Origin of the sequence: Pantoea sp. SS70 (assembly GCF_029866845.1) — a bacterium.
GTDB lineage: Bacteria > Pseudomonadota > Gammaproteobacteria > Enterobacterales > Enterobacteriaceae > Pantoea > Pantoea leporis.
This window is the reverse complement of record NZ_CP117200.1, coordinates 119,943-145,057: the sequence shown is the minus strand read 5'-3', so window position 1 is coordinate 145,057 and position 25,115 is coordinate 119,943. Positions and strand designations below refer to the sequence as shown.

At 51.9% G+C, this 25,115-nt stretch carries 27 protein-coding genes and 2 pseudogenes; 16 read left to right on the top strand and 13 right to left on the bottom strand.

Features of this window, described 5'->3' with window-relative positions; translation table 11 throughout:
- Positions 1-17 precede the first annotated feature (17 nt).
- The 3 genes and pseudogenes from PO881_RS20270 to PO881_RS20260 form a co-directional block, all read right to left on the bottom strand.
- Complete coding sequence (locus PO881_RS20270; RefSeq protein WP_192413144.1) at positions 18-1,718, bottom strand: ATP-binding cassette domain-containing protein; 1,701 nt, start codon at positions 1,716-1,718, stop codon at positions 18-20.
- A gap of 364 nt (positions 1,719-2,082) precedes the next feature.
- Positions 2,083-3,231 carry a glycosyltransferase family 4 protein gene (locus tag PO881_RS20265; RefSeq protein ID WP_280173189.1) on the bottom strand — a complete coding sequence of 383 codons (1,149 nt, stop codon included), beginning with the start codon at positions 3,229-3,231 and terminating at the stop codon, positions 2,083-2,085.
- Positions 3,232-3,623: 392 nt separating this feature from the next.
- Positions 3,624-3,704: pseudogene (locus tag PO881_RS20260) on the bottom strand (hypothetical protein); the annotation flags it as partial.
- A 7-nt stretch (positions 3,705-3,711) separates the two neighbouring features.
- Here PO881_RS20260 and PO881_RS20255 point away from each other — a divergent pair.
- From PO881_RS20255 to PO881_RS20235, 5 genes and pseudogenes are all read left to right on the top strand, one after another.
- Positions 3,712-3,975 (top strand): annotated as a pseudogene (locus PO881_RS20255) (MFS transporter); the annotation flags it as partial.
- A gap of 94 nt (positions 3,976-4,069) precedes the next feature.
- Positions 4,070-4,552, top strand: a complete 483-nt coding sequence (locus tag PO881_RS20250) for a glutathione peroxidase (RefSeq protein WP_280173188.1) — start codon at positions 4,070-4,072, stop codon at positions 4,550-4,552.
- 158 nt (positions 4,553-4,710) lie between these two features.
- Positions 4,711-5,469 (top strand): MurR/RpiR family transcriptional regulator, encoded by a 759-nt coding sequence (locus PO881_RS20245; RefSeq protein ID WP_192413137.1) that lies wholly within the window; start codon positions 4,711-4,713, stop codon positions 5,467-5,469.
- A 117-nt stretch (positions 5,470-5,586) separates the two neighbouring features.
- Positions 5,587-7,095, top strand: a complete 1,509-nt coding sequence (locus tag PO881_RS20240; RefSeq protein ID WP_280173187.1) for a PTS transporter subunit EIIC — start codon at positions 5,587-5,589, stop codon at positions 7,093-7,095.
- Between the two features lie 15 nt (positions 7,096-7,110).
- Positions 7,111-8,547, top strand: coding sequence for a 6-phospho-beta-glucosidase (locus PO881_RS20235; protein WP_280173323.1), 1,437 nt, complete (start codon positions 7,111-7,113; stop codon positions 8,545-8,547).
- Positions 8,548-8,585: 38 nt separating this feature from the next.
- Here the strand turns inward: PO881_RS20235 and PO881_RS20230 are convergent, their stop codons facing one another.
- Entirely contained in the window at positions 8,586-9,272 is a 687-nt protein-coding gene (locus PO881_RS20230) for a hypothetical protein (protein WP_110866982.1), read from the bottom strand.
- A gap of 178 nt (positions 9,273-9,450) precedes the next feature.
- Here PO881_RS20230 and PO881_RS20225 point away from each other — a divergent pair, with 178 nt between their 5' ends.
- The gene (locus PO881_RS20225; RefSeq protein ID WP_192234707.1) at positions 9,451-9,804 is read left to right on the top strand and encodes a DUF1428 domain-containing protein; all 354 of its coding nucleotides are present in this window, start codon (positions 9,451-9,453) and stop codon (positions 9,802-9,804) included.
- Positions 9,805-9,916: 112 nt separating this feature from the next.
- Here PO881_RS20225 and PO881_RS20220 read toward each other — a convergent pair whose 3' ends face one another.
- A complete protein-coding gene (locus PO881_RS20220) occupies positions 9,917-10,312 on the bottom strand; it encodes a VOC family protein (protein ID WP_192413135.1) in 396 nt (131 codons plus the stop codon).
- A gap of 180 nt (positions 10,313-10,492) precedes the next feature.
- On the opposite strand from PO881_RS20220, the gene PO881_RS20215 reads away from it, so the two are divergent.
- Both PO881_RS20215 and PO881_RS20210 read left to right on the top strand, forming a co-directional pair.
- On the top strand, positions 10,493-11,356 hold the full coding sequence (locus tag PO881_RS20215) for a substrate-binding domain-containing protein (RefSeq protein WP_280173186.1): 864 nt from the start codon (positions 10,493-10,495) through the stop codon (positions 11,354-11,356).
- A gap of 26 nt (positions 11,357-11,382) precedes the next feature.
- Entirely contained in the window at positions 11,383-11,733 is a 351-nt protein-coding gene (locus tag PO881_RS20210) for a DUF3147 family protein (RefSeq protein ID WP_008102074.1), read from the top strand.
- Positions 11,734-11,932: 199 nt separating this feature from the next.
- Here the strand turns inward: PO881_RS20210 and PO881_RS20205 are convergent, their stop codons facing one another.
- Both PO881_RS20205 and ycgZ read right to left on the bottom strand, forming a co-directional pair.
- Positions 11,933-12,223, bottom strand: coding sequence for a hypothetical protein (locus tag PO881_RS20205; RefSeq protein ID WP_101761585.1), 291 nt, complete (start codon positions 12,221-12,223; stop codon positions 11,933-11,935).
- Positions 12,224-12,340: 117 nt separating this feature from the next.
- Positions 12,341-12,592, bottom strand: coding sequence for a regulatory protein YcgZ (gene ycgZ, locus PO881_RS20200; protein ID WP_110866812.1), 252 nt, complete (start codon positions 12,590-12,592; stop codon positions 12,341-12,343).
- A 274-nt stretch (positions 12,593-12,866) separates the two neighbouring features.
- On the opposite strand from ycgZ, the gene PO881_RS20195 reads away from it, so the two are divergent.
- Both PO881_RS20195 and PO881_RS20190 read left to right on the top strand, forming a co-directional pair.
- A complete protein-coding gene (locus tag PO881_RS20195) occupies positions 12,867-13,250 on the top strand; it encodes a type II toxin-antitoxin system RelE/ParE family toxin (RefSeq protein ID WP_280173185.1) in 384 nt (127 codons plus the stop codon).
- Entirely contained in the window at positions 13,243-13,569 is a 327-nt protein-coding gene (locus PO881_RS20190; RefSeq protein WP_101761582.1) for a helix-turn-helix domain-containing protein, read from the top strand. Before PO881_RS20195 ends, PO881_RS20190 begins: the two co-directional genes overlap by 8 nt.
- A gap of 102 nt (positions 13,570-13,671) precedes the next feature.
- On the opposite strand, the gene PO881_RS20185 is transcribed toward PO881_RS20190, so the two are convergent.
- Entirely contained in the window at positions 13,672-14,505 is an 834-nt protein-coding gene (locus PO881_RS20185) for an oxidoreductase (RefSeq protein WP_192413130.1), read from the bottom strand.
- 112 nt (positions 14,506-14,617) lie between these two features.
- Here PO881_RS20185 and PO881_RS20180 point away from each other — a divergent pair, with 112 nt between their 5' ends.
- Together PO881_RS20180 and PO881_RS20175 are read left to right on the top strand one after the other, a co-directional pair.
- Positions 14,618-15,553 (top strand): AraC family transcriptional regulator, encoded by a 936-nt coding sequence (locus PO881_RS20180; protein ID WP_192413128.1) that lies wholly within the window; start codon positions 14,618-14,620, stop codon positions 15,551-15,553.
- A gap of 54 nt (positions 15,554-15,607) precedes the next feature.
- Entirely contained in the window at positions 15,608-16,810 is a 1,203-nt protein-coding gene (locus PO881_RS20175) for an FAD-dependent oxidoreductase (protein ID WP_192413126.1), read from the top strand.
- 159 nt (positions 16,811-16,969) lie between these two features.
- Here PO881_RS20175 and yddG read toward each other — a convergent pair whose 3' ends face one another.
- Together yddG and PO881_RS20165 are read right to left on the bottom strand one after the other, a co-directional pair.
- Positions 16,970-17,857 (bottom strand): aromatic amino acid DMT transporter YddG, encoded by an 888-nt coding sequence (gene yddG, locus PO881_RS20170; protein ID WP_192413124.1) that lies wholly within the window; start codon positions 17,855-17,857, stop codon positions 16,970-16,972.
- A gap of 126 nt (positions 17,858-17,983) precedes the next feature.
- Positions 17,984-18,835, bottom strand: coding sequence for a Vmh family MBL fold metallo-hydrolase (locus PO881_RS20165; protein WP_280173184.1), 852 nt, complete (start codon positions 18,833-18,835; stop codon positions 17,984-17,986).
- A 122-nt stretch (positions 18,836-18,957) separates the two neighbouring features.
- On the opposite strand from PO881_RS20165, the gene PO881_RS20160 reads away from it, so the two are divergent.
- Positions 18,958-19,836 (top strand): LysR family transcriptional regulator, encoded by an 879-nt coding sequence (locus PO881_RS20160; RefSeq protein WP_280173183.1) that lies wholly within the window; start codon positions 18,958-18,960, stop codon positions 19,834-19,836.
- Between the two features lie 119 nt (positions 19,837-19,955).
- Here PO881_RS20160 and PO881_RS20155 read toward each other — a convergent pair whose 3' ends face one another.
- Entirely contained in the window at positions 19,956-20,726 is a 771-nt protein-coding gene (locus tag PO881_RS20155) for a helix-turn-helix transcriptional regulator (RefSeq protein WP_280173182.1), read from the bottom strand.
- Positions 20,727-20,843: 117 nt separating this feature from the next.
- On the opposite strand from PO881_RS20155, the gene PO881_RS20150 reads away from it, so the two are divergent.
- Positions 20,844-21,632: a sulfite exporter TauE/SafE family protein gene (locus tag PO881_RS20150; protein ID WP_280173181.1), complete on the top strand. Its 789-nt coding sequence runs from the start codon at positions 20,844-20,846 to the stop codon at positions 21,630-21,632.
- Between the two features lie 107 nt (positions 21,633-21,739).
- Here PO881_RS20150 and PO881_RS20145 read toward each other — a convergent pair whose 3' ends face one another.
- The gene (locus tag PO881_RS20145) at positions 21,740-22,810 is read right to left on the bottom strand and encodes an ABC transporter substrate-binding protein (protein ID WP_280173180.1); all 1,071 of its coding nucleotides are present in this window, start codon (positions 22,808-22,810) and stop codon (positions 21,740-21,742) included.
- 457 nt (positions 22,811-23,267) lie between these two features.
- Here PO881_RS20145 and PO881_RS20140 point away from each other — a divergent pair, with 457 nt between their 5' ends.
- Together PO881_RS20140 and PO881_RS20135 are read left to right on the top strand one after the other, a co-directional pair.
- Positions 23,268-23,603 (top strand): DUF417 family protein, encoded by a 336-nt coding sequence (locus tag PO881_RS20140; protein ID WP_309837481.1) that lies wholly within the window; start codon positions 23,268-23,270, stop codon positions 23,601-23,603.
- 48 nt (positions 23,604-23,651) lie between these two features.
- Positions 23,652-23,987, top strand: a complete 336-nt coding sequence (locus PO881_RS20135) for an SMR family transporter (protein WP_008106908.1) — start codon at positions 23,652-23,654, stop codon at positions 23,985-23,987.
- Positions 23,988-24,026: 39 nt separating this feature from the next.
- Here PO881_RS20135 and PO881_RS20130 read toward each other — a convergent pair whose 3' ends face one another.
- On the bottom strand, positions 24,027-25,079 hold the full coding sequence (locus tag PO881_RS20130; RefSeq protein ID WP_192413110.1) for an SDR family oxidoreductase: 1,053 nt from the start codon (positions 25,077-25,079) through the stop codon (positions 24,027-24,029).
- Positions 25,080-25,115 lie beyond the last annotated feature (36 nt).

The window sequence follows — 25,115 nt, the reverse complement described above, 5'->3', positions numbered from 1 at the left end:
ACCGGTTCACTACCGATTTACAGATCGAGCTGGGTTTTCAGCTTCGCGATCTCCTCACGCCACTGCGCTTGCAACGCGGGTTTCTGATGCTTCGGCTTACGCGCCAGATCCTCATCCAGTTTGCTTTCCACCTCTAATAACGCCAGCAGCAAAGCATCTTCATCCAACGCGTTTTCCGTCGCCGCAGGTGCAACAACCTCAGACATGGATATCACCTGTTCAGCACGCAGGCGCTCGGTCACCGCGTCAAAATCGTGCCACTGGCTGAGTTGCTGGTCCTCTATCAGCCAGAAACGATTGCAGCTGTTGGCGATTAACTGACGATCGTGCGACACCAGCAACACCGCGCCCTCGAACTGATTCAGCGCCTCCGCCAGCTCCTCTTTCCCTACCATATCCAGATGGTTAGTGGGTTCATCGAGCAGCAGCAGTGAATAGCGCGCCAGCGTCAGCCCCACAAAGAGTAAACGCGAGCGCTCGCCGCCGCTCAGTGATCCAATCAGCTGCTGGTGACGCAGATACGGAAAACCCGCACCGATCAACGCCATCTTGCGCTGCTCATCGCTGAGCGGCGCAAAATGCGCCAGCGCATCACTTAACGTTTCCGCATCGTGCAACTGATGCAGACTTTGATCGTAATAACCGAGGCGCGCGCGGGGATGAAAAAGCGCGCTATCTGCTTGTTGAAATTCACGCCACAAATGGCGCAGCAGCGACGATTTACCGCAACCGTTGCGGCCAACGATCGCTACGCGATCGCCACTTTTCACCTGCAGCGTTGGTAGTGAAAACAGTGCAGGTGCGTCATCGGCCGGCCGAATCGACATCTGCGGCAATGCCAGCACGCGATCGGCATCCAGCGCTTCACCTTGCAGCTGCAGCCGCCATAGCGATCCTTCGCTCAGCGTGGTTTGTGCTTCTTTCAACCAATTGGCGCGTTTCTCCATCTGCTGCGCTTTGCGCGACAAACCTTCGTTATCGTAAGTGCGGCCCCAGATCGCCAGACGTTTGGCACTTTTCTCTACGCGTTCGATCTCTTTCTGCTCGGCCTGATAACGCTGCGTGTCAGCGTCATCCTGCTCGATCAGCGCCTGACGCGCCGCGCTGCAGGGCAGACGGAAGAATTGCAGACCGCGATCGCGCAGAATCCAGCTGCAGTTAGTCACCCGATCGAGCAGGGTGCTGTCATGGGAAACCAGCACGAAGCTGCCGCTCCAGCCGTTGAGGAAATTCTCCAGCCACAATAGCGTTGGCAAATCGAGGTGGTTGCTGGGTTCATCGAGCAGCAGCAGATCCGGTTGCAGGATCAGCGCGCGCGCCAGCAGCAGGCGCATATGCTGACCGCCACTTAACGTTGCGGCAGTTTGCGTTTGATGCTCAGCGGTAAAACCCAGGCTGCCCAGCAGCGCTTCGGCGCGCCAGCGATCGGCTTGTTCCGGCAAGCGCGCCATCACGCCATCCAGCAGCGACGCGTTGTGCAGTTCTGCTGGCAGATGCTGCTCGATGCGCGCCAGTAAACAGTGATTAGCCGGCGTAACGCTGCCGTGGCTGGCTTCAAGTTCACCACTGAGAATTTTCAATAAGGTGCTTTTACCGGTGCCGTTATCACCCAGCAAACCGATGCGATCGCCTTTTTTCAGGCTGAAATGGATATCGTGAAATAGCGTACCGAAGGCGTTATCGAAACCGACAGCGTGGGCGGACAGTAAAGTGCTCATGTGCTTACTCATAAGTTGCAGGCGCAAAAAGGCCCGACGTCAGAAATCGCTGACGACAACCCGGTAAGCCGGAGGAAGGGATTAGATTTTCAGTTAACTTCGCTCAGGACGGATTATCGCAGCACGAGTGCGGAAATGCCTGAACGCGGCCAATTACTGTAGAAGTGTGAGTAAATAAACAATTCACACAGTGGCATAGTAATCCTCCTTAGTTATCAGTGGGTGAATAAGTGAGCTGATGATAGTGGCGGAAAGGTCTGTTTTCCAGTTAAGAATGCCCGAAATGTTGGGAGGGCAGGTTATCCGTATGAGCAATGTGAACAATACCCATACAGAAAACGGTTAATTTCTTTATTTGTCTGGCTCAAAACCCCCTGTATATCGCACTCAGGTAATTTCTGAACTCCACAGGATCGTGTTCATTACGTATGCGAGCGACTGACTGTATAGCGCGCACTTTGACAATTTTTCTGTCGCTTAAGATATGTAAAATATGGGCTTTTAACTGAGAAACGATGGTGCTTCTCAGTGCGGCTTTATCGTTGAGCGATCCAACCGTCAGCTCCGACATGCTATTCAGTGGACAGCGAATCAGCCAGCCGGCATTTTCCGGATTGATTTCCGGCAAGGCTCTGACATTCGTCGTTATTACCGGGCAGCCGCAGGCCTGCATTTCCAGAACGGAAAAGCCGTATGTCTCCTGCCATGTGGGCAGCAGCCCGACATCAGAGGTCTTAATCAACGCCAGTACCGCGTCGTTGGTCAGCGACGTATAGTGCTGGAATAGAGGGCATTCACGAAGTGTATCCTCCACGCTTCTTCTAAATGCGTCATCATCCTGGAACGCCTGGTGAGCCACGTTATGCGTTTTGCCAGGATCACCAACCAGATTTACGCGTACGTCGTTCACACTTATCAGGTTTTCCCTTAATAACTGGCTAAAGGCTAGCACAACTTCTGCCCCTCCTTTGCGATAGAACTCCTTGCCCACGAAGGTAAAATTCAGCGGACCTCTTTCAACCAGAGCATTTTTTTCCTGCAGTACCGGCTGCGGGGGATGCAGTACGTGCAGTTTGGGCCCGATGATAGCCTGCTCCCTGGGGAAATGTTCCAGCAGCCGCAGTTGGATCTGACGTGTGGCTTCTGAGATAGCGATGATACCTTTGCAGCGCGGAGAGCAGACGTACCGGAGTTCCCGCGCCAGCTCGGGGTTGGCAAATTTGGGTATTCCCTCAACGGGAAGAACACGGGGCAGTTCGGTTTCAAAGGTCGCTACCCAGTCGCCTGGCCCCGAAGAAACTTCGTTAAAAAGGTGGATAATGTCCGCATCACCTGAAGACATCAGAGGCAGCGGACGAAAAATAAAGAGTTTATTTTTATGCAATAAGCGCCGCCTTATAACGTTGATCCAGGTCCAGATATTTCTGGGACGGTAATCCAGATAGCGATTTGCAGGGTCTGTAATGATGTTTCTCTTTTCCGGGTAGCCGTTTCCACCGACGATAATCTTCATTCTTCCCCCTGCTGGCGAGTGCAAAAAATTAACAGAATTAATTTAAATGTCCTCGTTATTAAGAGGATGAAAAAGTATTTAGTTTATGTAAGGCTATGGTTTTTCAGATAAGATCTGAATTCAACATGGTTATTCAGGCTGTTGATACCAGAGCAAAATCTGCTTTTTGCGCCGCTTCCCAACATGTCAAATTATGCACGGCCAAACAGCAAAAATACGTGTATTTGCTGGTGTTTAATCGATTTCCAGAAAACGTCGGGAGGGAGAGTGCCAATGCTGATTAAAGTTTCAGGTTGCTAAGAAGCCTTTATTTACTTCAGGATTAATTAACAGTGGGCGAATGAGAGAGATGATGATATTGACAGGTATACATATTTTCCATTGAAAATCATTTAAATTCTCAATGTATCAATAGCCGCGCGCAAAGTGGGTGACACATTGCGGTGCGGATAATAGAGAAATGACGCTTCCAGAGTAACCGTTGCCGTTTTGCTGAGCCTGTGGGGAATGCTTGCGACAGCCGCGCCAACCGGATGGTGGACATGGCTCGCGCGGACGCTACCCGAAGATGCAGAGGCAGGTGGTGGTCTGATGGTTGCTGTCATCCAACTCTCCATTGCGCTTGGATCAACCGTTGGGGGTTTGATTTTCGACAGTCTGGGTTGGCAAAGTGCTTTCGGCTTGAGTGGTTTATTACTTCTTGGTGCGGTAGTCATGACTTTTCACACATCACGTCTAACATGAATCGCAGGCGCTTTAATCATAGAATAAGGCGCAGAGGCCGCTGATTAAAGCACCGTCTTTAATGCCGAACTGATTCTGCTCTGAGGATTGATACATGACCACCTTTCATCAACTTAATGCCATCAGCTTGCGAGGCCAGCCCATCTCTATGGCCGATTACGCCGGGAAGCTGGTTCTGGTGGTGAATACCGCCAGCCATTGTGGATTTACTCCTCAATATGCAGGCCTTGAAGCGCTCTACAAGAAGTACGCGGACAATGGGCTGATGATATTGGGTTTCCCCTGCAATCAGTTTGGCAAGCAGGAACCTGGCGGAGCCGATGATATCGCGCAGACCTGCCTCATCAACTACGGTGTGAGCTTCCCGATGTTCGATAAAGTCGAAGTTAACGGCGCCGCAACGCACCCCGTATTTCGCTACCTGAAAGCCGAATTACCCGGTGTGTTGGGCGGGCGGATCAAATGGAACTTTACTAAGTTTCTGATCGGACGCGACGGCAAACCGATCAAGCGATTTGCACCGATCACCAAACCAGAAAAAATGGAAGCGACGATCCTTACTGCGCTGGAAAACTAATATGCATTCCGCCATGCTTGATCCAAATTGTGCGAGCTATCACAATTAATACAATTTCTTTTGGTTTGCCGCGCGGGTTTACTCGTTAAACATCCCTCAGATGTCACGGTTTGTGACATGATAAGCGTCATAATTGAATCGTCAGGATGTTTGAATAGATGTTTAACGCCAGAAAACTATCAACCTTAAATGCCCTCGAAAGCAGCGTGCATAATTACATTATTAAAAACATCAATGCCGTTATTTATATGACGATAAGAGAGCTAGCTGATAATTCTGGCGTATCTACCGCGACTGTTCTGAGATTCTGTAAAAAAATGGACTTCAAAGGTTACTCAGAACTCAAAGCCAGTATGAAGTTGCACCTGAACAAAAATAGCACATTACTGATTCCTCATGGAGCTGAGGAAATATTGACCTTTTTTAAAAGCATCAGAAACGATGAATTTGATGAGATGATCAACCAGGCGGCTCAATACATTCGTGATGCCGAACGGGTATTCTTTGCTGGCGCAGGCAGCTCTGGCACGCTTGGCAGGTATGGTGCGCGTTTCTTCTCTAATGTGGGTAAGTTCAGTAATCACATTGATGATCCCTATTATCCGGTGAGTACCGATATGGTGCAGAGTTCAGTAGCTATCGTGCTTTCAGTCTCTGGCGAAACTCCCGAAATATTGAAGCTTGCCAGGCAGTTTGTTATTCACAAGTGCAAAGTGATTTCTATTACCTGCAACCCGGATTCAACACTGGCAAAACTTTCTGACTTTATTGTTCCTTACCATGTTTCTCGCATTTTGATTGAAAGCGAATACGATATTACCACTCAGGTTCCGGTCATTTTTATTCTTGAATCGATAGGCAGAAAGCTGGTGGTGAATAATCTCAGCGATATGTCACGCGGTGTGACATTTTTGTAATTAGCGACCCGTTATAACATATTGTGACCTCGTGACATTGCCGGGATGATTTTCTAACATTGCCTGAATTAGTCCGCTCCTGATGGACTGAATTCCCTCTGGCAATGGAAGAAAACCATGGCAATAGATTATGCGGATTCTGCGAAAGAGATCGTTAGACTGATAGGTAGCGATAATAATGTGATAAGTGTGACACATTGCGCTACACGTCTGAGGTTTGTGCTGAAAGATTATTCTCTGGTCGAGGTTGAATCACTAAAGCGGGTAAAAGGCGTTATCACCGCGATGCAGGCCAGCGGCCAGATGCAGGTGGTGATTGGTAATCACGTTGGTGATGCTTACCGCGAAGTGCAGAATCTACTCACTTTCGACGAAAGTACAGCGGTACCACCGCCTAGTGTCGGTATGGTTAGCCGCATTATGGATATCATCTCCAGCATATTTGCGCCTTTTCTCTATCCGCTGGCAGCCTGCGGTGTGCTTCAGGGCATCATCTCGCTGCTGACCGCCATCGACCTGATGGATCCGGCAAGCGGCACTTATCGCATCCTTAACTTCGTTTCGTGGACCGGCTTTACCTTCCTGCCCGTGATGGTGGCGTTTACCGCCGCCAAAAAATTCAATGTCAATCCGTTCACAGCGGTTATCTCCGCCTGCGCGCTGGTGTCGCCGGATTATCTGAATATGTTGACGGCCAACAAAATCCTTAACGCTAACTCAGCCGATCCCGCAGTGCAGGCTTTGATGAAGGGCGCGGTCGAAAATCCCGAGATTTCAAAGGTAATGGTGCAGATCGCTGGCATTCCGCTTGATGCCGCGCCGCTAACCTTTATGGGGCTGCCGGTAGAGTATTTAAGTTACACCTCGTCGGTAATCCCCATTATTTTGATGGTGTGGGGCATGTCGTATGTACAGCGTTTCTTCGAGCGCCTGCTTCCGATGGTGATACGCAACCTGTTCACGCCCATGTTCTGCCTCGCCATCATGGTTCCGTTCACGCTTCTGGCATTCGGTCCGATCGGTAATATGATCGGCGGCGCCATCGGTGGCGTCTATAACACCCTTTATCATCTCAGCCCTGCCATTGCCGGATTTGTGGTTGGTGCCTTGTGGATGCCACTGGTTACCTTGGGCGTGCATTGGGGCATCACGCCAGTGACCGTCGGTAACTATGCCACCCTGGGCTACGACACCTTTACCGGACTGCAAGCCTCCGCGGTATTCGGTATGGCGGGCGCGGTGCTGGGCGTATACCTGAAGGCGAAAGACGCTGAGCTTAAGCGCATGGCGCTCTCTGCGGGTGTAACGGCGCTGTTCGGCATCACTGAACCCGCCATTTACGGTGTGGCTCTGCGTCTTAAACGACCGATGATTTGTGGCTGCCTGGCGGGCGCTGCCGGCGGCATGATCGCCGGGGCTTTCAACGCGGTTTCAAGGAGTTACTGCATTCCCGGCATTGCCGTCCTGCCGGTGTTCTTTAAAGAGGGGCACATGACGCAGTTCCTCGGCTTCCTGGTATCCATATTCGTCGCCTTCATATTGGGCATGGTTTTCTCCTGGGTCGCGGGATTCAAAGAAAACAGCCAACCTGACGTTCGCTCTGTGCCGCAGCCTGGCACCCTCTGATAAATAGAGATACAGATTATGAATAAGCCATTTCCAGAAAATTTCATGTGGGGCGGCGCTGTTGCCGCTCATCAGGTCGAGGGAGCCTGGGATAAAGGCGGTAAAGGCCCGAGCATAGTCGATGTCCTGACCAGCGGGGCGCACGGTGTTGATCGCGTCATCACCGCCGGCATTCAGGATGACTGCTTTTATGCCAATCACGAGGCATCAGACTTTTACCATCGCTATCCTGAGGATATCGCGCTGTTGGCAGAAATGGGCTTCCGCTGCTTCCGCACCTCAATTGCTTGGTCGCGTATTTTTCCACGCGGCGATGAAGCCGAGCCGAACGAAGAGGGGTTGCGTTTTTACGATGCGCTATTCGATGAGCTGCTGAAATACGGGATTGAACCGGTAATTACGCTGTCCCATTTTGAGATGCCAAACCTCCTGGTCACCGAATATGGCGGCTGGAAAAGCAGAAAGGTTTTGGACTTCTTTGTCCGCTTCAGCGCGGTAGTTATTGAACGCTTCCAGCACAAAGTAAAATACTGGATGACCTTCAACGAAATTAATAATCAGCGCAACTGGAAAACCCCGCTGTTTGGTTATTGCTGCTCGGGCGTTATTTTCACCCACGAGCCTAATCCTGAAGAGTGCATGTATCAGGTTCTGCACCATCAATTTGTGGCGAGTGCTCAAGTGGTGAAGTTGGGACATGAAATTAATCCTGCACTACAAATTGGATGCATGATCGCCATGGTGCCGCTCTATCCGTTTTCCTGTCATCCGGATGACGTGATGTATGCTCAGGAAGCGATGAGGGAGCGATTCCTATTCAGTGACGTGCACATGCGCGGTCATTATCCGGCTTATATTCTCAATGAATGGCAACGCAAGGGATACCACATTGCAATGGAAGCCGATGATGCGCAGATCCTACGGGAAGGCTGTGCCGATTATATCGGGCTGAGCTATTACATGAGTAATGCGGTCAGTAAAGAAAATGCCGGCAGCGGGACGGCGCTTTCAGGCTTCGAGGGCAGCGTACCGAACCCGCACGTTAAAGCCTCAGATTGGGGCTGGCAGATCGATCCGGTCGGGCTGCGTTATGTGCTGAATATTCTTTATGAGCGTTACGAAAAGCCGCTATTCGTGGTGGAAAACGGTTTTGGTGCCATCGACAAAATGGATGAAAAAGGCGAGATCAATGATGACTACCGCATCGATTATCTGCGGGCGCATATTGAACAGATGAAGAAAGCCGTGACCGAAGATGGCGTCGATCTTATGGGATATACCCCTTGGGGATGTATTGACTGCGTATCTTTCACCACCGGCCAATACAGTAAGCGCTATGGTTTTATTCACGTAAATAAAAACGATGATGGTAGCGGAGATTTTTCCCGCTCAAAGAAGAAGAGTTTTGACTGGTATCGCCGGGTCATCGCCAGCAACGGCGAAGAACTCTAGCGAAATATGTGCGACAGGGATGTCGCACATTGAGATCCTTATGGCTTCTCTTTTTCGTCTTCAACTGGAATCAGCGGTTCATCAATAGCGATGGATGAATTAGATTTCAGCAGCTGAATATCCAGAATCACGTAGGTCATGGTGGTGATGAACAGTGAAATCACGCTGCCAATCACGCCGCTGGTGGTGAAAGTGAAATAGTTATACATCACCACCCAGGTCACACAAATAAACAGCGCCAGCGCAACGTTAATTGCCGATTGCGAATAATTCGTGGTGCGTGATCCCATTTCATTAATTTGCCGACTGAAATTCACGCCGCTGTATTTCTCCAGCACAAAAATTCCCTGTTCCCAGTTACGCAAGCGTCGAGCGCCGCTGCGAGTCAGAAATACGTACAGCAGCGAGATGAATAAACCAGAAAAAGCAATCAGTACCGGCACCGCTTCCAGCGCGTAAGCGAGGCTTTTATGGCTCGATGCCTGCGGCGTGAGATCCAGCGTTAACGACGCACCGAGTGCGGCATATAAAAATACAAACAGTAGCAGAAACAGCGCGTTGCGGCGCCAGTCGAGGTCGGCTTCGTGATTCTTCTGCTGTCGTGCGCTGTGTAGCGCCTGCTGTAATAACGTGGCATCGGTGGATGCGGTGTCAATACTCTCAATCTCTTCACCCAACAAACGGTGAATAAACGGCTGATCGGCCGGTTCAATGGTGATGCGCATAGATTTCTCGGTGACGTAACGATCAAAGGCGTCAGTGTAACGTAAATCGTCTGGCGCGCGCAGAATCTGCGAGTAAGCGCGCAAATTTTCATCTCTGTTTCGGCTCGGGTTGCACATCATTTATACAATTAATGCGCGGTTATTACTGACCGCGCAAATGACGACGGAGTAACGAGCTATGTCGTATGTAGATGGTTTTGTCGTAGCGGTGCCGGAAGCTAATAAGGAGGATTATCGTGCCATGGCGGCTAAAGCCGCGCCGCTGTTTAAAGAGTTTGGCGCCACGCGTGTTGTCGAGTGCTGGGCAGACGATGTTCCCGAAGGCACGCAGACCGATTTTTATCGCGCGGTAAAAGCCGAAGAGGGCGAAACGGTGGTGTTCAGCTGGATCGAATACCCATCGCAGGAAGTACGTGACGCCGCCAATGCCAAAATGATGTCCGATCCGCGTATGAAAGAGATGGGCGAGAATATGCCGTTCGATGGTAAGCGTATGATCTATGGTGGATTCGCGATTTTGCTGGAGGCGTAGTGGAGAGCAAACGTGATTTTGCACGCTCTTGGGATGGTCGCCATTCATGAATGGCGACCCTGCAGCCGAGATTTTCGTAGGGTGCACATTTATACGCACCTGGAAAAGAGGATTATGATTGAGCCCATTGTTGACATTGAATCACCGTCTGGTATCCATCATGGTCCTGAAACGTCTGGCCTTGCTGCTCCCAATAAGGATTATATGATGTGACGCGGGCAAAGCCAGCCGCAATCATCTTATGGCAGGTTTGCTGCCATTCATCGTGGTCTGGTAGATAAATCACCATCAAATCCTCTTCAGATGGACGCGGTTTAATCGGATGCTCACTGCAATGGGTGAATTCCAGATGCCACGGCAAGCCGGGATATCCCAGCATAACGCCGTTAAATCCAGCATGATCTTCAAACGTTCCAATCTCATTTAAACCTAAGCCGCGGCAATACATATCGCGACTTTCAGTCAGGTTAGTTGCAGGCCTAGCAATACGCATAGTCAATGCTTTCATATTTATCCTTCTGTTTCTCACTTAGGTCTAATAACTTTAGCGAATGAGAATTTATCATGGCGCATTGCGTGCTCAGCGCTACCAGCGATTGGCGCTCGCGGATTATTCGGGTAACGTGGAATGCTTAACTTTGTTACCTACAAATAATTACCGCACGCTAAGTTGCAGGAGAGTCATTTCATGGCCGTTAATTCTAATATCGTCGGCATTGTCAGCGATGAGTTCATCAATCCCAACACCGTAAAGCTGCTTAATGAAGTCACGCGCCAGTTGAATGAGCGTGGTTTTATTACGCTGCTGCTGAATGCGAATTCCCGCGAAAGTTTTCAAAGCGCGCTGCGTAATGCGGCTCAACTTCCTGTTGGCGGCTTGGTTTTTCTGACTTCGCTGTTTAGCGATGAACTGAGTGTGGCGGCCGATATTCTGCCGCAGACGACAACGGTTCATCTCAGCCACAGCGCCAGCGCGGATGCTAACGTTGTGATTGCGGATGGTTATGACGCAGGCGAAGAGATGGGATTGCTGTTGCTGTCGCAAGGTCATCAACGTTTCGGCTTTATGCACAGTCAGGAAAATAGCGCGCCCGCGCGCCAGATGGACGGTTTTGTCGCTAGCCTGCAAGCTGAACAGAAAGAACTGAATATCGAGCTCTCTGCCGGTGGCAACGATCGCGAACTGGCTTATCAGGCAATGATGGCGTATTTGAAGAAAACGCGCGCTGCCGAGCGCATCAATGCGCTGTTTTGCGAAAGCGATGTGTTGGCGTTCGGCGCGTTACAAGCGGTGCGCGACTTCGCGCAAGGCGCACATGTTGCGGTGGTGGGTTTTGATGATGTCGATGAGGCGCGCGCGTCAACCTGGCATCTCACCAGTTGGGCGCAGCGACGGGATTTGCTGGTGGCCGAAGCGCTGAATCGTTTACTGGAAAACCGTGCCGATACCAGTAACGCCTGGCAGCAGGGCGAAATGCAGGTGCGCCATTCGCATCACGGCAAACATGTGCCGGGCGAAATGTCGCAGTGCGGATGTGCGATTCGGCATTAATCGCCTGAAGCAGGAAGGAGAGTCGGATGCTCTGGCTCATCGCCAAATACGCCATAACCGCTGGCATGGTAGTGCTGATATCTGAAGTGGCTAAGCGTAGCGATCGCCTTGGCGGGCTGATTGCCGCACTGCCTTTGGTGACGGTGCTGGTGCTGATCTGGATGAAGCTGGAAGGCCAAAGTCAGGCCAAAATTGCCAGTCACGCGTGGTACACCTTCTGGTATGTGGTGCCGACCTTGCCGATGTTTGTCGCCTTTCCATTTCTCTATCAACGCCTCGGATTCTGGCCGACGTTGATCGCGAGTTGCGTACTCACAATCTTGCTATTTCTGCTTTGGGCCACGCTGCTCAAGCGTTTTGGTATTGAGTTGATGTAAGTTTATTAGGATAACGCTTCACCAATATCCGATCTTGCAATGCATCCATCTGCATTTCAGGAATAAGCTAAGTCAGGAGGCTGCTCTCGGCGAAAGGCGATCCTTCCGGTCCAGTGTGGCGCGCGAAGAAAACAAGCGTGATGTGTTTACATTGAAAAACAAAAGGGCGAACGAGGATCAACCAGCATTCGCCCAACGTTTAGTGCTTGGTTCCATTACCTGAACCGTCACGATTGCGGAAAATATGCGTCACGTTATCGGTGTTTTTGATCGCTATTCCGCTCTGCTGCGGGGTTTCGATATGATTCATCACTTCCGACATCGCACGGCTCAGCGCTTGCTGGCGCGGCGGATCGCGTTCAATCGAAGCCATCACGCGCAATTTATCAAGCAGTGCGCGAGTAGAAACCGGGCCGGATTTTTTCAGCAACTGTAAAATCGCATCGCCCATGATGATGTCGGTGAGCCGTTCTTCATCACTTCTGTACATATATTCTCTCTGATTACCGCGGCAGACCTGCGGCAAATAACGAAGTGGATTCAGTCTAACCAGTAGCTGAATGAGGCGGAAACCACTTGGTTAATTCTCAGGCCAGCGGCGCCTGATTTAGGCTTCTCGTTCTACGGAAAACATCAGGCCAATTAATTGCTGATAGTGAATTTCCGCTTCAGTACCGCGTGCTTGCTCCATACGGCACAGCAGCTTGGTGCATAGTGTTTTACGGCTTAACGTCCGTCCTGAACGTAAGATTTCAACCACAATCTGCCCCAGCGTTTCCTGCTGCGAAGGCAAAGAGGCTTCTTTGAAGTAGCGTGCAATAGCTTCCGACGCTGTGGAAAAGTTACGATCCTGACGCATGGTTCCATCCTCAAGGTTGACGTATAACTTTAGCCATCAAACTTATACAAGTTTAATTAATATGTACAGGAATATGGCGAATCAGTAGCGTAGTCATTTGGCCAAAAGTGCTAATTTATTGTTAACAATCACTTAAGGAACAGGTCAGGGAGGTTGAGTGTATTTCATACAATGCTCAGTGATGAAGGCTATTCTTGAGTATATGTATTGCACTTAGTACAATAGGTTTTCATGCCAGGACAAGGAGAGTCCTCATTAAGAACGGAGGGAACACATGGCAATTTATGTCTTAAAGCCATTCGATAGAAACACCAAAGGTGACGCTATCAATAGTGCAAAATTATGCAAAGCGGCGCTGGAAGTCATGGCAGGGATTTATGAAGCCAGTTTCGGCAGGGGAGTTTACAAGAAGCGCATTCCTTTAGTTGCTGGAAAAAGTGGCGGGGCCCGGGCGGTTGTAGCCTTTAAAACTGAAAAACATCTTTTTTTCGTCAACGGCTATGCTAAATCTGCATTCAAAAGTAGTGGTCGAGAGATATCTGAATCTGATCTCGCTCTCTACAAGGAAGTGGCCAAACAACTGTTTGAAATGACATCAGAAAAAGCAAAAGTAGCCATCAATACTGGCAAGATGCGTGAGGTAAAATGTGATGGTTAATCATCTGAAAGATTTACAAGAGATCGCCAAGGATTTTAATGAAATTGGCGTGGTCACCGATGAGCTAAAAGAAAAAATTGATTCTCGTGTGAGATTGCGTGAATTGCGCGCTTCGCTACCTGTCCTGCATATGATGTCGGGAGATGAAATAAATCAGTTACGTCAACGTTATAATCTGAGCCAGGCGATGCTGGCCGCCTACGTCGGCATGTCAGTGGGGACGGTAGTGAAGTGGGAACGAGAAGAGAAAAAACCTAACGGAGCAGCACTGCGATTGCTCAATCTTATCGAGCGAAAGGGGTTGGAAGTGCTGCAATAATGCCTGTCAGTTGAGGGTAAACCGGTCGCCATGAATGTCAGCGTGGCGAGATTTTATAGGGTGCGCATTCATGCGCACCTGAATATCACCGCAATTATTCCATCAGCCATCCGTCGATCGCGTCAGTGCTTCCCAGCGATCAATCTCCGCGCTGAATGATTCCATCTTCTGCCGCACCAATGCCAAAGCATCGCTGCCCAGCAATAGATGCGCGGGTGGATTGCTGCTTTCGATCACATCGAGCATCGCGCTGGCGGCTTTAAACGGATCGCCCAACTGTTTGCCACTCTTCTCTTCACGCGCCTGTCGAATCGGATCGAACAGCGCATCATAATCGGCGATGCTGCGTGCGCTGCGCACCATCGAACGCCCGGCCCAATCGGTGCGAAACGATCCGGGTGCGACGGCGGTCACATGAATATTGAACGGCGCCAGCTCTTTGCTCAGGGTTTCCGAAATCCCTTCCAGCGCAAACTTGCTGCCGCAGTAATAGCTGATGCCGGGCAGGGTGATAAAACCGCCCATCGAGGTGATGTTGAGAATGTGGCCCTGACGGCGCTGGCGCATAAAGGGCAGCAGCGCTTTAATCATCGCCACCGCGCCAAACACGTTGACGTCAAACTGGCGGCGCATCTCGTCCAGTGATGATTCCTCCATCACGCCTTCGTGACCGTAACCGGCGTTGTTCACCAGCACATCAATTGGGCCAACGTGAGTTTCAACATCGGCAATTACCGCCTCAATGGCGGCGAAATGGGTGACATCCAATTCATAGGCGAAGGCATTTTCCGCATGCAAATTTTCAAACTCGGCTTTTGCCGTAGCATTGCGCACCGTACCGACTACGCGATAGCCACGATTTAACGCAACCTGTGCCAGCGCGCGGCCAAATCCGCTGCTGACACCAGTGATGAATAATGTTTTAACGTTGGACATTTGCAGTTTCTCCTCAAAAAAGTAGAGGATGCATAATATTCTGGCGCTGAAACGGCCATAAGGCCTTATCTTGTGTAATGCTTGCCTAATATTATGAATGTGATGTTATTCGATGAAAGAAACGCTCCAGCAGCAAACCGTAAAACTGCTTAAAACGTTAGCGCCGCAGGAAGGTTACAACCTCACCGCGCTGCCGGACGTACGCATCCTGCGTTCCGATCGGCCGCTGGCGCGTACGCCGGTGCTGTACGACCCGGGCATCGTGATTGTTTGTCAGGGATCGAAACGCGGCTTCTTTGGCGATCAGGTTTATCTCTACGATGAGCAGCACTATCTGGCGGTTGCGGTGCCGGTACCTTTTACCATGGAAACCGCGGCATCGGCGGAACATCCGCTGCTGGCGATTTACCTGCATCTCGATTTCAGCGTGGCGACAGAATTGCTGTTGCAGCTGGAGCAGCAAGATGTGGCGTTTGAGAGCCAGGCGGCGCAGAGCATGATGTCGAGCCCCATGGATCAGACGTTGCGCGAGACGGTGTTGCGCTTTCTCACAACGCTAAATCATCCGCTGGATGCGAAGATGCTGGGTCCAGCGCTGGTGCGTGAACTCTATTATCGCGTGCTGACCGGTGCGCAGGGCAGCGCGCTGCGAGCGGCGTTAACCTTGCAAGGCCAATTTGGCAAAGTGGGCAAAGCGCTGAGCCACATTCACGCGCACTATGCGCAGCCGCTAACGCTGGGACAACTCGCGTCGCTGGCGGGCATGAGCGTGCCCACTTTTCACACCCATTTTAAAAGCATCACCAATCAGCCGCCGATGCAGTATGTGAAGTCGGTGCGATTGCATCAGGCGCGCATGTTGATGGTGCGTCAGGAGATGACGGCGGCTGCGGCCTGTCATGCGGTGGGCTATGAAAGCGCCTCGCAGTTTAATCGTGAGTTCAAACGCCTGTTCGGTTTACCGCCGGCCGAGGAGATCAAACGCATGCAGCGTAACTTTGCCGTGCCGCCGGCGCATCAGGCCTCGACGTTCGTTTCATCACATTAGCGCAAGGTTATGCTATAAATGATAACGATTATCATTTTTGGCGTGAGGCAGAGGATGCAGGTAGCACAGGAAAACGCGATAAGCGCGGATTGTTGTATCGTTGGCGGCGGCCCGGCGGGATTAATGCTGGGCTATTTACTGGCGCGCGCGGGCTTACGCGCCGTGGTTATTGAAAAACACCCCGACTTCCTGCGCGATTTTCGTGGCGACACCATTCATCCCTCAACGCTGGAGATCATGCGCCAGCTGGGATTGCTCGATGAGCTGCTAACCTTGCCGCACCAGCGCGCGGAGAAGCTGCAGGCGGAAGTGGCGGGTGAAGAGATCACCATGGCCGATTTCTCACGTCTACCGGTTGAGTGCCGCTTTATCGCCTTTATGCCGCAGTGGGATTTCCTCAATTTTCTCGCTAAAAAAGCCGCCGAATTTCCGGGGTTTACCCTGCTGCAATCCACCGAATTTAATGACTTTATTTATGAAAATGGCGTAATCAGTGGCGTAAAAACGTTACAGGGTAACGAGTGTCACATCATACGCACCGCTTTAGTGGTAGGTGCGGATGGCCGCAATTCGCAGGTCAAAGCCAAAGCCGGATTAACCGGAAAAAGCTTTGGTGCGCCACGCGATGTATTGTGGTTTCGGCTTGAGAAACATCCCGACGATCCGCAACTCGGCATGGGTCATAAAGGTCCGAAGCAAAACTTTATCGTTATCGATCGTGGTGATTACTGGCAGTGCGGCTACACCATTCAGAAAAATCAGTTCGACGAGTTAAAGCTGGCGGGATTGGACGCGCTAAAAAGCACCATGGCGCAGGTGGCTCCGTTCAGTGCAGAGCGCATGGCGGAAGTTGATGAGTGGGACAAACTTAAGCTGTTGTCGATTCGCATTGACCGCCTCGATCGCTGGATGAAACCTGGCGTGCTCTGTATCGGTGATGCTGCGCATGCCATGTCGCCGATTGGCGGCGTGGGGGTTAATCTGGCGATTCAGGATGCGGTGGCCGCAGCCAATATGCTGACCAAACCGCTGCAGCAGGGCAATGTAGCCTTGCACGATCTGCAAAAAGTGCAGCAGCGCCGCCAGTTCCCAACCGTCGCCACCCAATTCCTGCAAATCAAAATGAGCAGCAACAAGCGCAAACGCAGCACACCAAGCAAAGTGCCGCAGATCATCAGCCGTTTTCCGTTCCTGCGCCATCTGTTCGGCCGCTTGATTGGCCTCGGCTTCCGCACCGAAAAGCCGCGTTATTTATAACCGGCAAAAAAAAAGCCCGCTAAGCGCGGGCGAGGTAAAGGTTACCAATCTGAAATTCTCGTAGCAACGCATTGCTGTGTGTTGCGTCGCTATAATAGCAACAGATCGCCATCTGTGCAGGAAAGGATTAACGAGTTAATTTTGTTCTAAGGATAAGCATTATGCTTGCTGCACGCGCGTTGACCACCAGCACATCAGCGATCCCAGGCTGACCATCGCGGTACCTTGCCAGAAGGAGACGGTCAAATGCGAGCGCAGAATAAAGGCGGCGAGAATCGAAGAGATGATCGGAATGAAGTAGGACGCAGCGGCCAAAAGGGTCACGTTGCCATGCAGTATGCCGACATTCCATGCGGCATAGCCAAAGCCCATCGCCATCGCAGCAAGCGCCAGACTGATGCAAACCTCAGCGGATAACACAAACGGCGGCTGCGGTGAGAGCAAAAACTTCAGCCACAGCGTCAGCGCAGTCAGGATAAAGAACAGCGTTATCCCATTGTTGCCGTCAGCAATTTTTTTGGTTACCACACAGTACACCGCCCAGATAATCGCGCCGCTCAGCGCCAGGCCGTAACTCCACGGATTATCCATCACGTTATGGGTGATTTCGCTGAATGAAAAACCTTGGTCGCCGCCCAACACGCGACAAATGCCGGCAACCGCCAGCAACACACCCGGAATAATCAGCGGATGGGTTTTTTGTCGATTGACTATCACCGCGAAAACAATGGTCAAACTTGGCCACAGATAATTGACCATGCCAACTTCAATCGCCTGGCGGCCGCTGTGGGTAAAGCCTAATGAGAGTGACAGGCAGAGTTCATAACAGACGAACAGCACGCTGCCGATAATCAAATAGCTGCGCGGAAAAGTGCGCAACTTTGGCAAGCCTACGGTGAAAATCAGCATAATAGCGCTGGCGCTGTAGATAAGCGCCGCGCCGCCTACCGCGCCGAATCCTTCGCTGACATTTTTAATCAGTCCTACAATCGCGCTCCACAGCAGAATGGCCAGCATGCCAATCAGCGTCGCCTTTTTTTGGGGCATGACCCGCCACCTTATTTCGCAAATTCGGGCCAAAATCCTATCAAATCAAACGCGCTTTGTATTTGCTCGATTTACTGCTGCGATGCTGGTCGCCATTTATGGCGACCACACTCACTGAAACATTATTTACCACTTCATCTCGCCGGTATTCACTTTGGCGCTCAAATCCAATGAACTCTCCTCCGGCAGATGCGGATAAGCGGCTTTCATGGTCTCGATCACCTGCGCGGAACCTTTGTGCTGCTGCAGCGTTTTCTCAAAGGTTTGCAGATAGTTCAGGGTAAAGCTAACAGCCGCATCGCCCGCCGGGCGCTCGCCGAGATAATGGCCCGGAATCACTTGCTTAGGTTGCAGCTTTTGCATCTCGCTCAGCACATTGCGCCACCGCTGACGAATGGCAGGCGTTTGCGTATCGGCGGTCCAGACGTGAATGCCGGAAGCCACGCCGGTGCCGCCGAGAATCGCTTTGTTCGCCGGGATCCACACGTAAGCCGCGTAATCATTGGCGTGACGCAGTTCCAGCGTTTCACCATCAATTTTAAACGTCGTGGCATGCGTAACCTGCGGAACATACAGCTGCTTTGGTGCGCCGTCCTTCATCTGCGGCCCCCAATATGCCAGCTTGGCGGCTTTACTGGCTTCGATGTGTTGTACCACCTCCGGCGTTGCCACGATCTTCACCTGCGGGAACGCTTTTACAATCGGTTCCAGACCAAAATAGAAATCAGGATCGCCGGAGGTAATAACAATCTGCGTCAGCTTCTTGCCGCTGGCATTGATCATCTGCACCAGCTTCTCGCCGTCTTTGGTGCTGAACTGCGCATCAAACAGTATCGCTTCATGCGGACCAGAAACCAGCGTCGAAGAGACCGGGAAAATGCCGTTCTCCTGCGGGTTATACACGTCTAAATTCAGCGGCGCAGCGAAGGCCGGCAGGGCGGTAAAGGTCAATGCCAGCGTCAACGTTTTCATTTTCATCGAATTTTCCTTTATCCGGCACCTCGCCGTCTTTGAGGGCTTTATTGTAGAGAAATTGCTGGCTGGTAGAATTCCCGAAACTGGATATGATCAGTTTCATAAAACGATCAGATGGAGCTCACATGGACAGAGTCACGGCGGCAACGGTGTTTAACCGCATTTGCGAGCTGGGCAGCTTAAGTGCTGCGGCGCGTGCATTGGATATTTCGCGGCCGATGGTCAGCCGCTATCTGGATGAAATGGAGAAGTGGGCCGGTGCACGTTTGCTGCACCGATCATCGCGCAAACTGACCATTACGCCCGCTGGCGAGAAGATCCTCGAAAAATCGCGCGCGCTGGCGAGATTGGCTGAAGAGATTGCCGATCAGGGCGCGGATAGCGAACCGCACGGCACCTTGCGCGTCGCCTGCGCACATTCCACCGCCACGCATATTCTGGGCCCGATAATTCCGGCATTTCTCGCGCGTTTTCCGGCGGTGCGTATCGAACTGGAGATCAACAATCAACCGGTGAGTTTAATCGGCGAACGCATTGATGTGGCGGTGCGGATTACCGACGATCCCGAACCTGGCGCCATTGCCCGACGTTTAGGCGAATGTGTTTCGGTGGTGTGCGCCTCGCCTGGCTATCTGCAGGCGCGTGGTGCGCCGCAAACGCCTGCCGATCTCGCACAGCATAATTGCCTGCATTACAGCCGTTTCGCCGGGCAGAGCTGGCAGTTTTCCGATGCGCAGGGCGAAACCCTCTCAGCGGCAGTGCACGGGAATTTCAGCGCCGGTATCTCGTCGGTGTTGTGTGATGCGGCGATTGCCGGTTGCGGTTTAGCGATGGTGCCGGAAATGGAGGCACGTCACGCCCTCGACAATGGAAAGCTACAAACCGTGCTGCCGGCTTATCAGCCAAAAACGCTGGCGATCTATGGCCTCTACATGTCACGCGAACGGCAACCGGCGGCGCTGCGGGCGTTTTTAGATGCGGTGCAGCAGCAGTTAACCGCCTGAATTTCGACACGTATCTGTTTCAAAAGAAATTAGATTATTTTCAGTGTGTTATGCATGAGATCGTATCCTCAGAAAGCCGATTTCAGCCTGAAATCGCCAAATGAGTGGTGAAACTTTGCTCAGTTATGGTCGATGTAAAATGATGGCGCCTGACCGGTGACGCGACGGAACATGGTGGAGAAAGCGGAGCTGCTGTCATAGCCGAGCGAGAGCGCCACGTCGTTAACGGATTTGCCCGCCACCAGCCACGCCAGCGCCGTCACCACGCAGGCGCGCTGTCGCCAGGCGGAAAAAGACAAACCGGTCTGCTGCAGGAAATGGCGGCGGAAGGTGCTGGGACTCATAAACAGTGTGCTGGCCCAACGTTCGGCCGGGTCGTGAATGGTTGGTGCTTGTAAGAAGTTCTGGCATTGCGCCAACAGCGCCGGATGTTGCGGCAGCGGAATATCAAATTCCCTTACAGGCATCGCCGCTAACTCAAGCAGCAGCAACTGCACCAGCGCTCTATCGCGATCGGATGCGTATAACAGCGGTAATTCAACGGCTTCAATCAATAGCTGTCGCAGCAGCGGCGAGACGCTGATGACGCGACAGCGATCGCTTTCACGCAGAGCTGCCGCACAAACCGGCTCGATATACAGACTGCGCGTAGAAACACCCACAAACTTAACGCTGTGCGCGGTGTCAGGCGGAATCCACACCGCATGCTGCGGCGGTACCACCCATTCGCCCGCCTGCGTTGCGACGTGCATCAAACCCGTTGCGCCATACAGCAGCTGCGCGCGACGATGGCGATGCTCTGGCAGCACAAATCTCTGCGCGTAGTCATTGCCCAGCGCCACCACGTCACGATCAATATGGTCGTATTCATCAATGTGGCTATTTCGCATCCCCGACATCCACCGCAAATTGACTGATTTGCAAGGGTAAATGAGCGCTGCACAAATGGGAAGTGGGCAGCTTGCTGCGTAAGCTACATCACTCTTTTCATGACGCAGAGAAAGACGATGAACGAGCTGTTAATCATTGGGCTGGCGGGTTTTGCTACCGGCATCACCACGGTGCTGTTTGGTTTTGGCGGCGGTTTTGTCGTGGTGCCGTTTGTCTATCAATTGTTGTTGCAGCAGCCGTTACTGGCGGCTCAGGCGATGCATATCGCGGTGGCGACCTCGACCGCCGTGATGATTTTCAACGCCGGCTGGGCCAGTTATCAAAACTGGCGGGCTGGCAAATTAAATACAGATATTTTACTGCCGCTAATCGGGTTTATCGCGCTCGGAGCGGTGATGGGATCGTGGCTGGCGGGCATGATGAGCGACATTTGGGTGCGCAGGCTGTTTATGCTTTACATGGTGGTGACTATCGCTGATTGCCTGCTGCGGAAAGGCTTCTTTAGCCGCACTGCACCGCGAAGGTTGTCGCGGTTGACCGTCAGCGCGGGCGGCACAATGATTGGTGTGATCGCCGCCATGCTCGGCGTTGGCGGCAGCGTAATGACCGTGCCGCTGCTGCGGCGTCATGGTTATGCCATGCGCGACTGCGTCAGCGCGGCCAATCCGCTGTCGCTGCCGGTCGCCGTTTTTGGCGCGATAACTTACGCCATCAGCGGCTGGCAGCAGATTCCCGTCAGCGGTTATCTCGGCTTTATCAGCCTGAAGATATTGTTGCTGCTGGTGGTCGCCGGTTTTATCGGGATCGTGTTCGCCCGACGCTGTATTCCGGCGGTGCCTGATGTCTGGCATGCGCGTGTCTATGTTCTGCTGTTGTGCATGGTGTTGTTGGCTATCGCGGTTTAAACCGTAGATTGGAAACCATGCTGATGCAAAACCATGCTGGTGCAAGATGAGCTGCGCTGTGGCTGAAGAGATAAATGCCGCCACCAGATCCGGCCACGCCGCGCAAACTACCGGCCGCCAGAATCTACAGCGTGGTCATGATAGTGCGTCCGGTAGAAGCGCTGATACCAGCGATCGGCTTGTTGTTGCATATTGATGTCGCGGAATTTTTCCGGGTAGAGCTTTTTCGCCATCCACAGTTCGCCGAGGCCAATCGCTTCTGGCATCGGATAGCCCCACGCTTTGGCGTATTCTGGCATTAGCCATACCTGATGGTTTTTCACCGCATCAATGGTTTGCCAGCGCGCATCCTGCTGGATCTCCTGCACCACGTTGGGATAGCGATCCTGCACGAAAATCACTTGCGGGTTCCACGCCACTACTTGTTCCATGCTGACCTGTTTGAAACCCTGCACGGTCGCGGCAGCGACATTCAATGCGCCCGCATGCGCCATCATCAAGCCAGTATATTTGCCCGAGCCGTAGGTGGTGAGGTCGGGATTCGCCATATAGGCGCGCACGCGCTGCTGCTCAGGCAGATTTTTCAGACGGTCGCTGACCATTTTGCGCCCGGCAAAGGCGGCATTAATCAGCGCCTGCGCCTGTTTTGGCTTGTTAACCACATTGCCAATCAGCGTAATGCCTTCCTTAATGCCGAGATCATAAGCCTGATCTTCATTCTGCATGCTGGGATTGATTTTGCCTTGCTGACCTGCATCATCGTGACGCAGTGAAATCGCCAGTACCGGAATGCCCAGGGCAGAAATCTGGTCGATCATCTCTTTAGGCGCATAGTTGGTGACAAACACCACCTGCGGATGCAGCGCCACCAGCTTTTCGAGATCGACATGCGTCAAATCACCGAGCATCGCTTTGTGCGTCAGTTCCGGCACTAATTGCGCATAACCCTCACCTAGCTGCTGTTTCCAGTTTGCCAAAATCCCGACGATTTTATCGGTGGCGTTGAGCTGCACTAGCAGGTTCAGAGTTTGGTGCTGCAGCACCACCACGCGATCAATCTTGTCCGGAATCTCCACCTTACGGCCAATTTGATCGGTGACGATGCGGCCGGCATAGCTATGCAACGAGGTAGAAGTCAGTAATCCCGCCAGAATAATCCGCTTAAAAGAGGTATGCATAAAAGCTCCTGAATTCGATATACACCGGAGTATATAGCGATTAAGTAAGCGGAGATATGACTGTTTTTAACATCACAATACATGGCCTCATGTTTGTCAGTTAAGCCAGCGACGAGTGCGCAGGCCGAAGTCACTTTTGGTCCGGCGGTCCTCGCGCCGCTTGCGCGGTACCTTCACTTCGCTCGTCTGCCTGACGGACCGGCGGCGCGAGGACGGCCCGTGACGCAGCAGATGTGTCAGCGCCCGCTACCTATTACGACAGCGTTGAGATGTAATCGAGATCATGAACCATGACTTTATGCCAGCTCATTTCTTATTGAGCTGGCTGCATAAATCACTGAAGAGTTTATTTTGACAACAGCTAATCAAGTCTGAATTTCACGAGTGGTCTATTTCCACGCGAGCAAAGAACTGATGGTATTGCGATTATCGGTGATTATTATTTCCTGGTTTTAGTATGGCGAAGTGGTTTGAATTCGAAGTTCAGGCTCTGGAACCCATCTTTACCAAAACATGGCTGAGTATTTTTCCCTACTTCCCTGGCCTGCATGGCAGCAGCTATTTTCTTGGTGTGGTTGAACTCATCACGGTTATTCTGCTTATTGCGGGTTTTAAACGTCCGGATTTAGGCATGATAGGCGCTGGATTGTTGATTCTCACCGGGTTAGTCACGCTGAGCCTGTTACCGCAGTTAGGCGGACTCGATTCGTTTATTTTTAAAGATATCATGGTGGTGGCGATTGGTCTGACGTTACTGAAGCGCGATTTAATCCGTTGGAAAAACAACCTCTAACCGCTACGCTATAACGCGTGTTTACTCTCGGGCATTTAAGAGGGCTTTATGAATAATGTTTACGTGATACTGGCGATATCCATCGTCGCTGAGACGATTGCCACAACCATGATGAAGGCCTCGCAAGGATTCTCACGCCTTATTCCCAGCGTGGTTGTGGTAATAGGTTATGCCATTTCATTTTATGGATTATCTCAAGTGGTTAAACAGATGAATGTCGGCATTGCTTATTCTATCTGGGCCGGAATGGGTATATTTTTGGTGTCGGTCATGTCTTATTTTTTCTACAACCAGAAACTGGATTTCGCTGCAATGGCGGGCTTGATGTTAATCGGGTTAGGCATTGTGGTGATTCAGGTTTTCTCCAAAACCATTCTGCATTAATGAAGTAATAACAGGGGAGCACAGGCTTCCCTGTTAGCGTTAAGGGATAATGCGTGCTGCGCGTAATTGCGCAAACAGAGCAAAGAACATCTCATCCGTCGCCTGATAGCCGTTAAAACCTGCGCGCCGTAATTTGCTGCCATCACCAAACATGTCGTAATCCCAGCCAAAAACAAAATCGGCAAACTGCCCATCATTCAGCTGCAAGATATCTGGCTCTATCAGCTGATGTTCTATAGCGATGGTTTGCCATAGCGCGCGGTAATCCTGAAACAGCTGAGAAAACGACAGATTCACCGCCGGCGCGCTTTCCAGTTCAAACCAGCGGGCAATCGCAGGCCACAGCTCACTCCAGCGCCATAAATCGCCGTTGTTAACGTTGAAAGCCTGATTGCGCGCGCCGGGCGCATTGGCCGCCCACAGCGTGGCCTGCGCGAGTAATCCCGCATCGGTATGATCGACCATGCTGTGCCAGGCGTGCGATGAACCGGGAAAACGTAGCGGTAATCCCTGAGATTTACACAGAGATGCGTAGAGCGCGATGCTCAGCGCCAGGTTCATGGCATTACCGGGTACCGCGCTGCCGACCACACCGGGTCGCAAGGCGTGCCAGTGCCAGCTTTTACCGCGCTGAAAGTCACTTAGCCAACGCAGCTGTTGCGCATTGAATTCGGCTCCCGCGACGCCGGGATCGCTTTCACGCGCGGGCGTTTTGAACGCTCCCAGATGCGCGCCATACACTTTGTATCCCTGCATCAAACTAACGCTGCGCAACGGCGCGCTTTTATCGATGTTAACCACCAGATTGCGCAGCATGGTCACGTTGGGTTCGACCATTTCACGCCAGTTGGCTGCATTCAGCCAGGCGCTGTAGAAAATATGCGTGACCTGATTGAGCGGGGCCAGCGCCTGTGCACTGTGCTGCGCATCCAGCAGATCGACATGGATGAAAGGGATATTCTGCGTTGAGATTGCAGGCTGGCGCGTCAGGCCGATCACCTGCCAATCCTGCTGACGCAGTGTTTTTACCAACTCACTACCGACAATGCCGGTTGCGCCCGCGACCAGCGCGACGTGATGTGTTTTCGACATGATGATTCTCCTGTGAACAAGACAGGCACAGTGTTA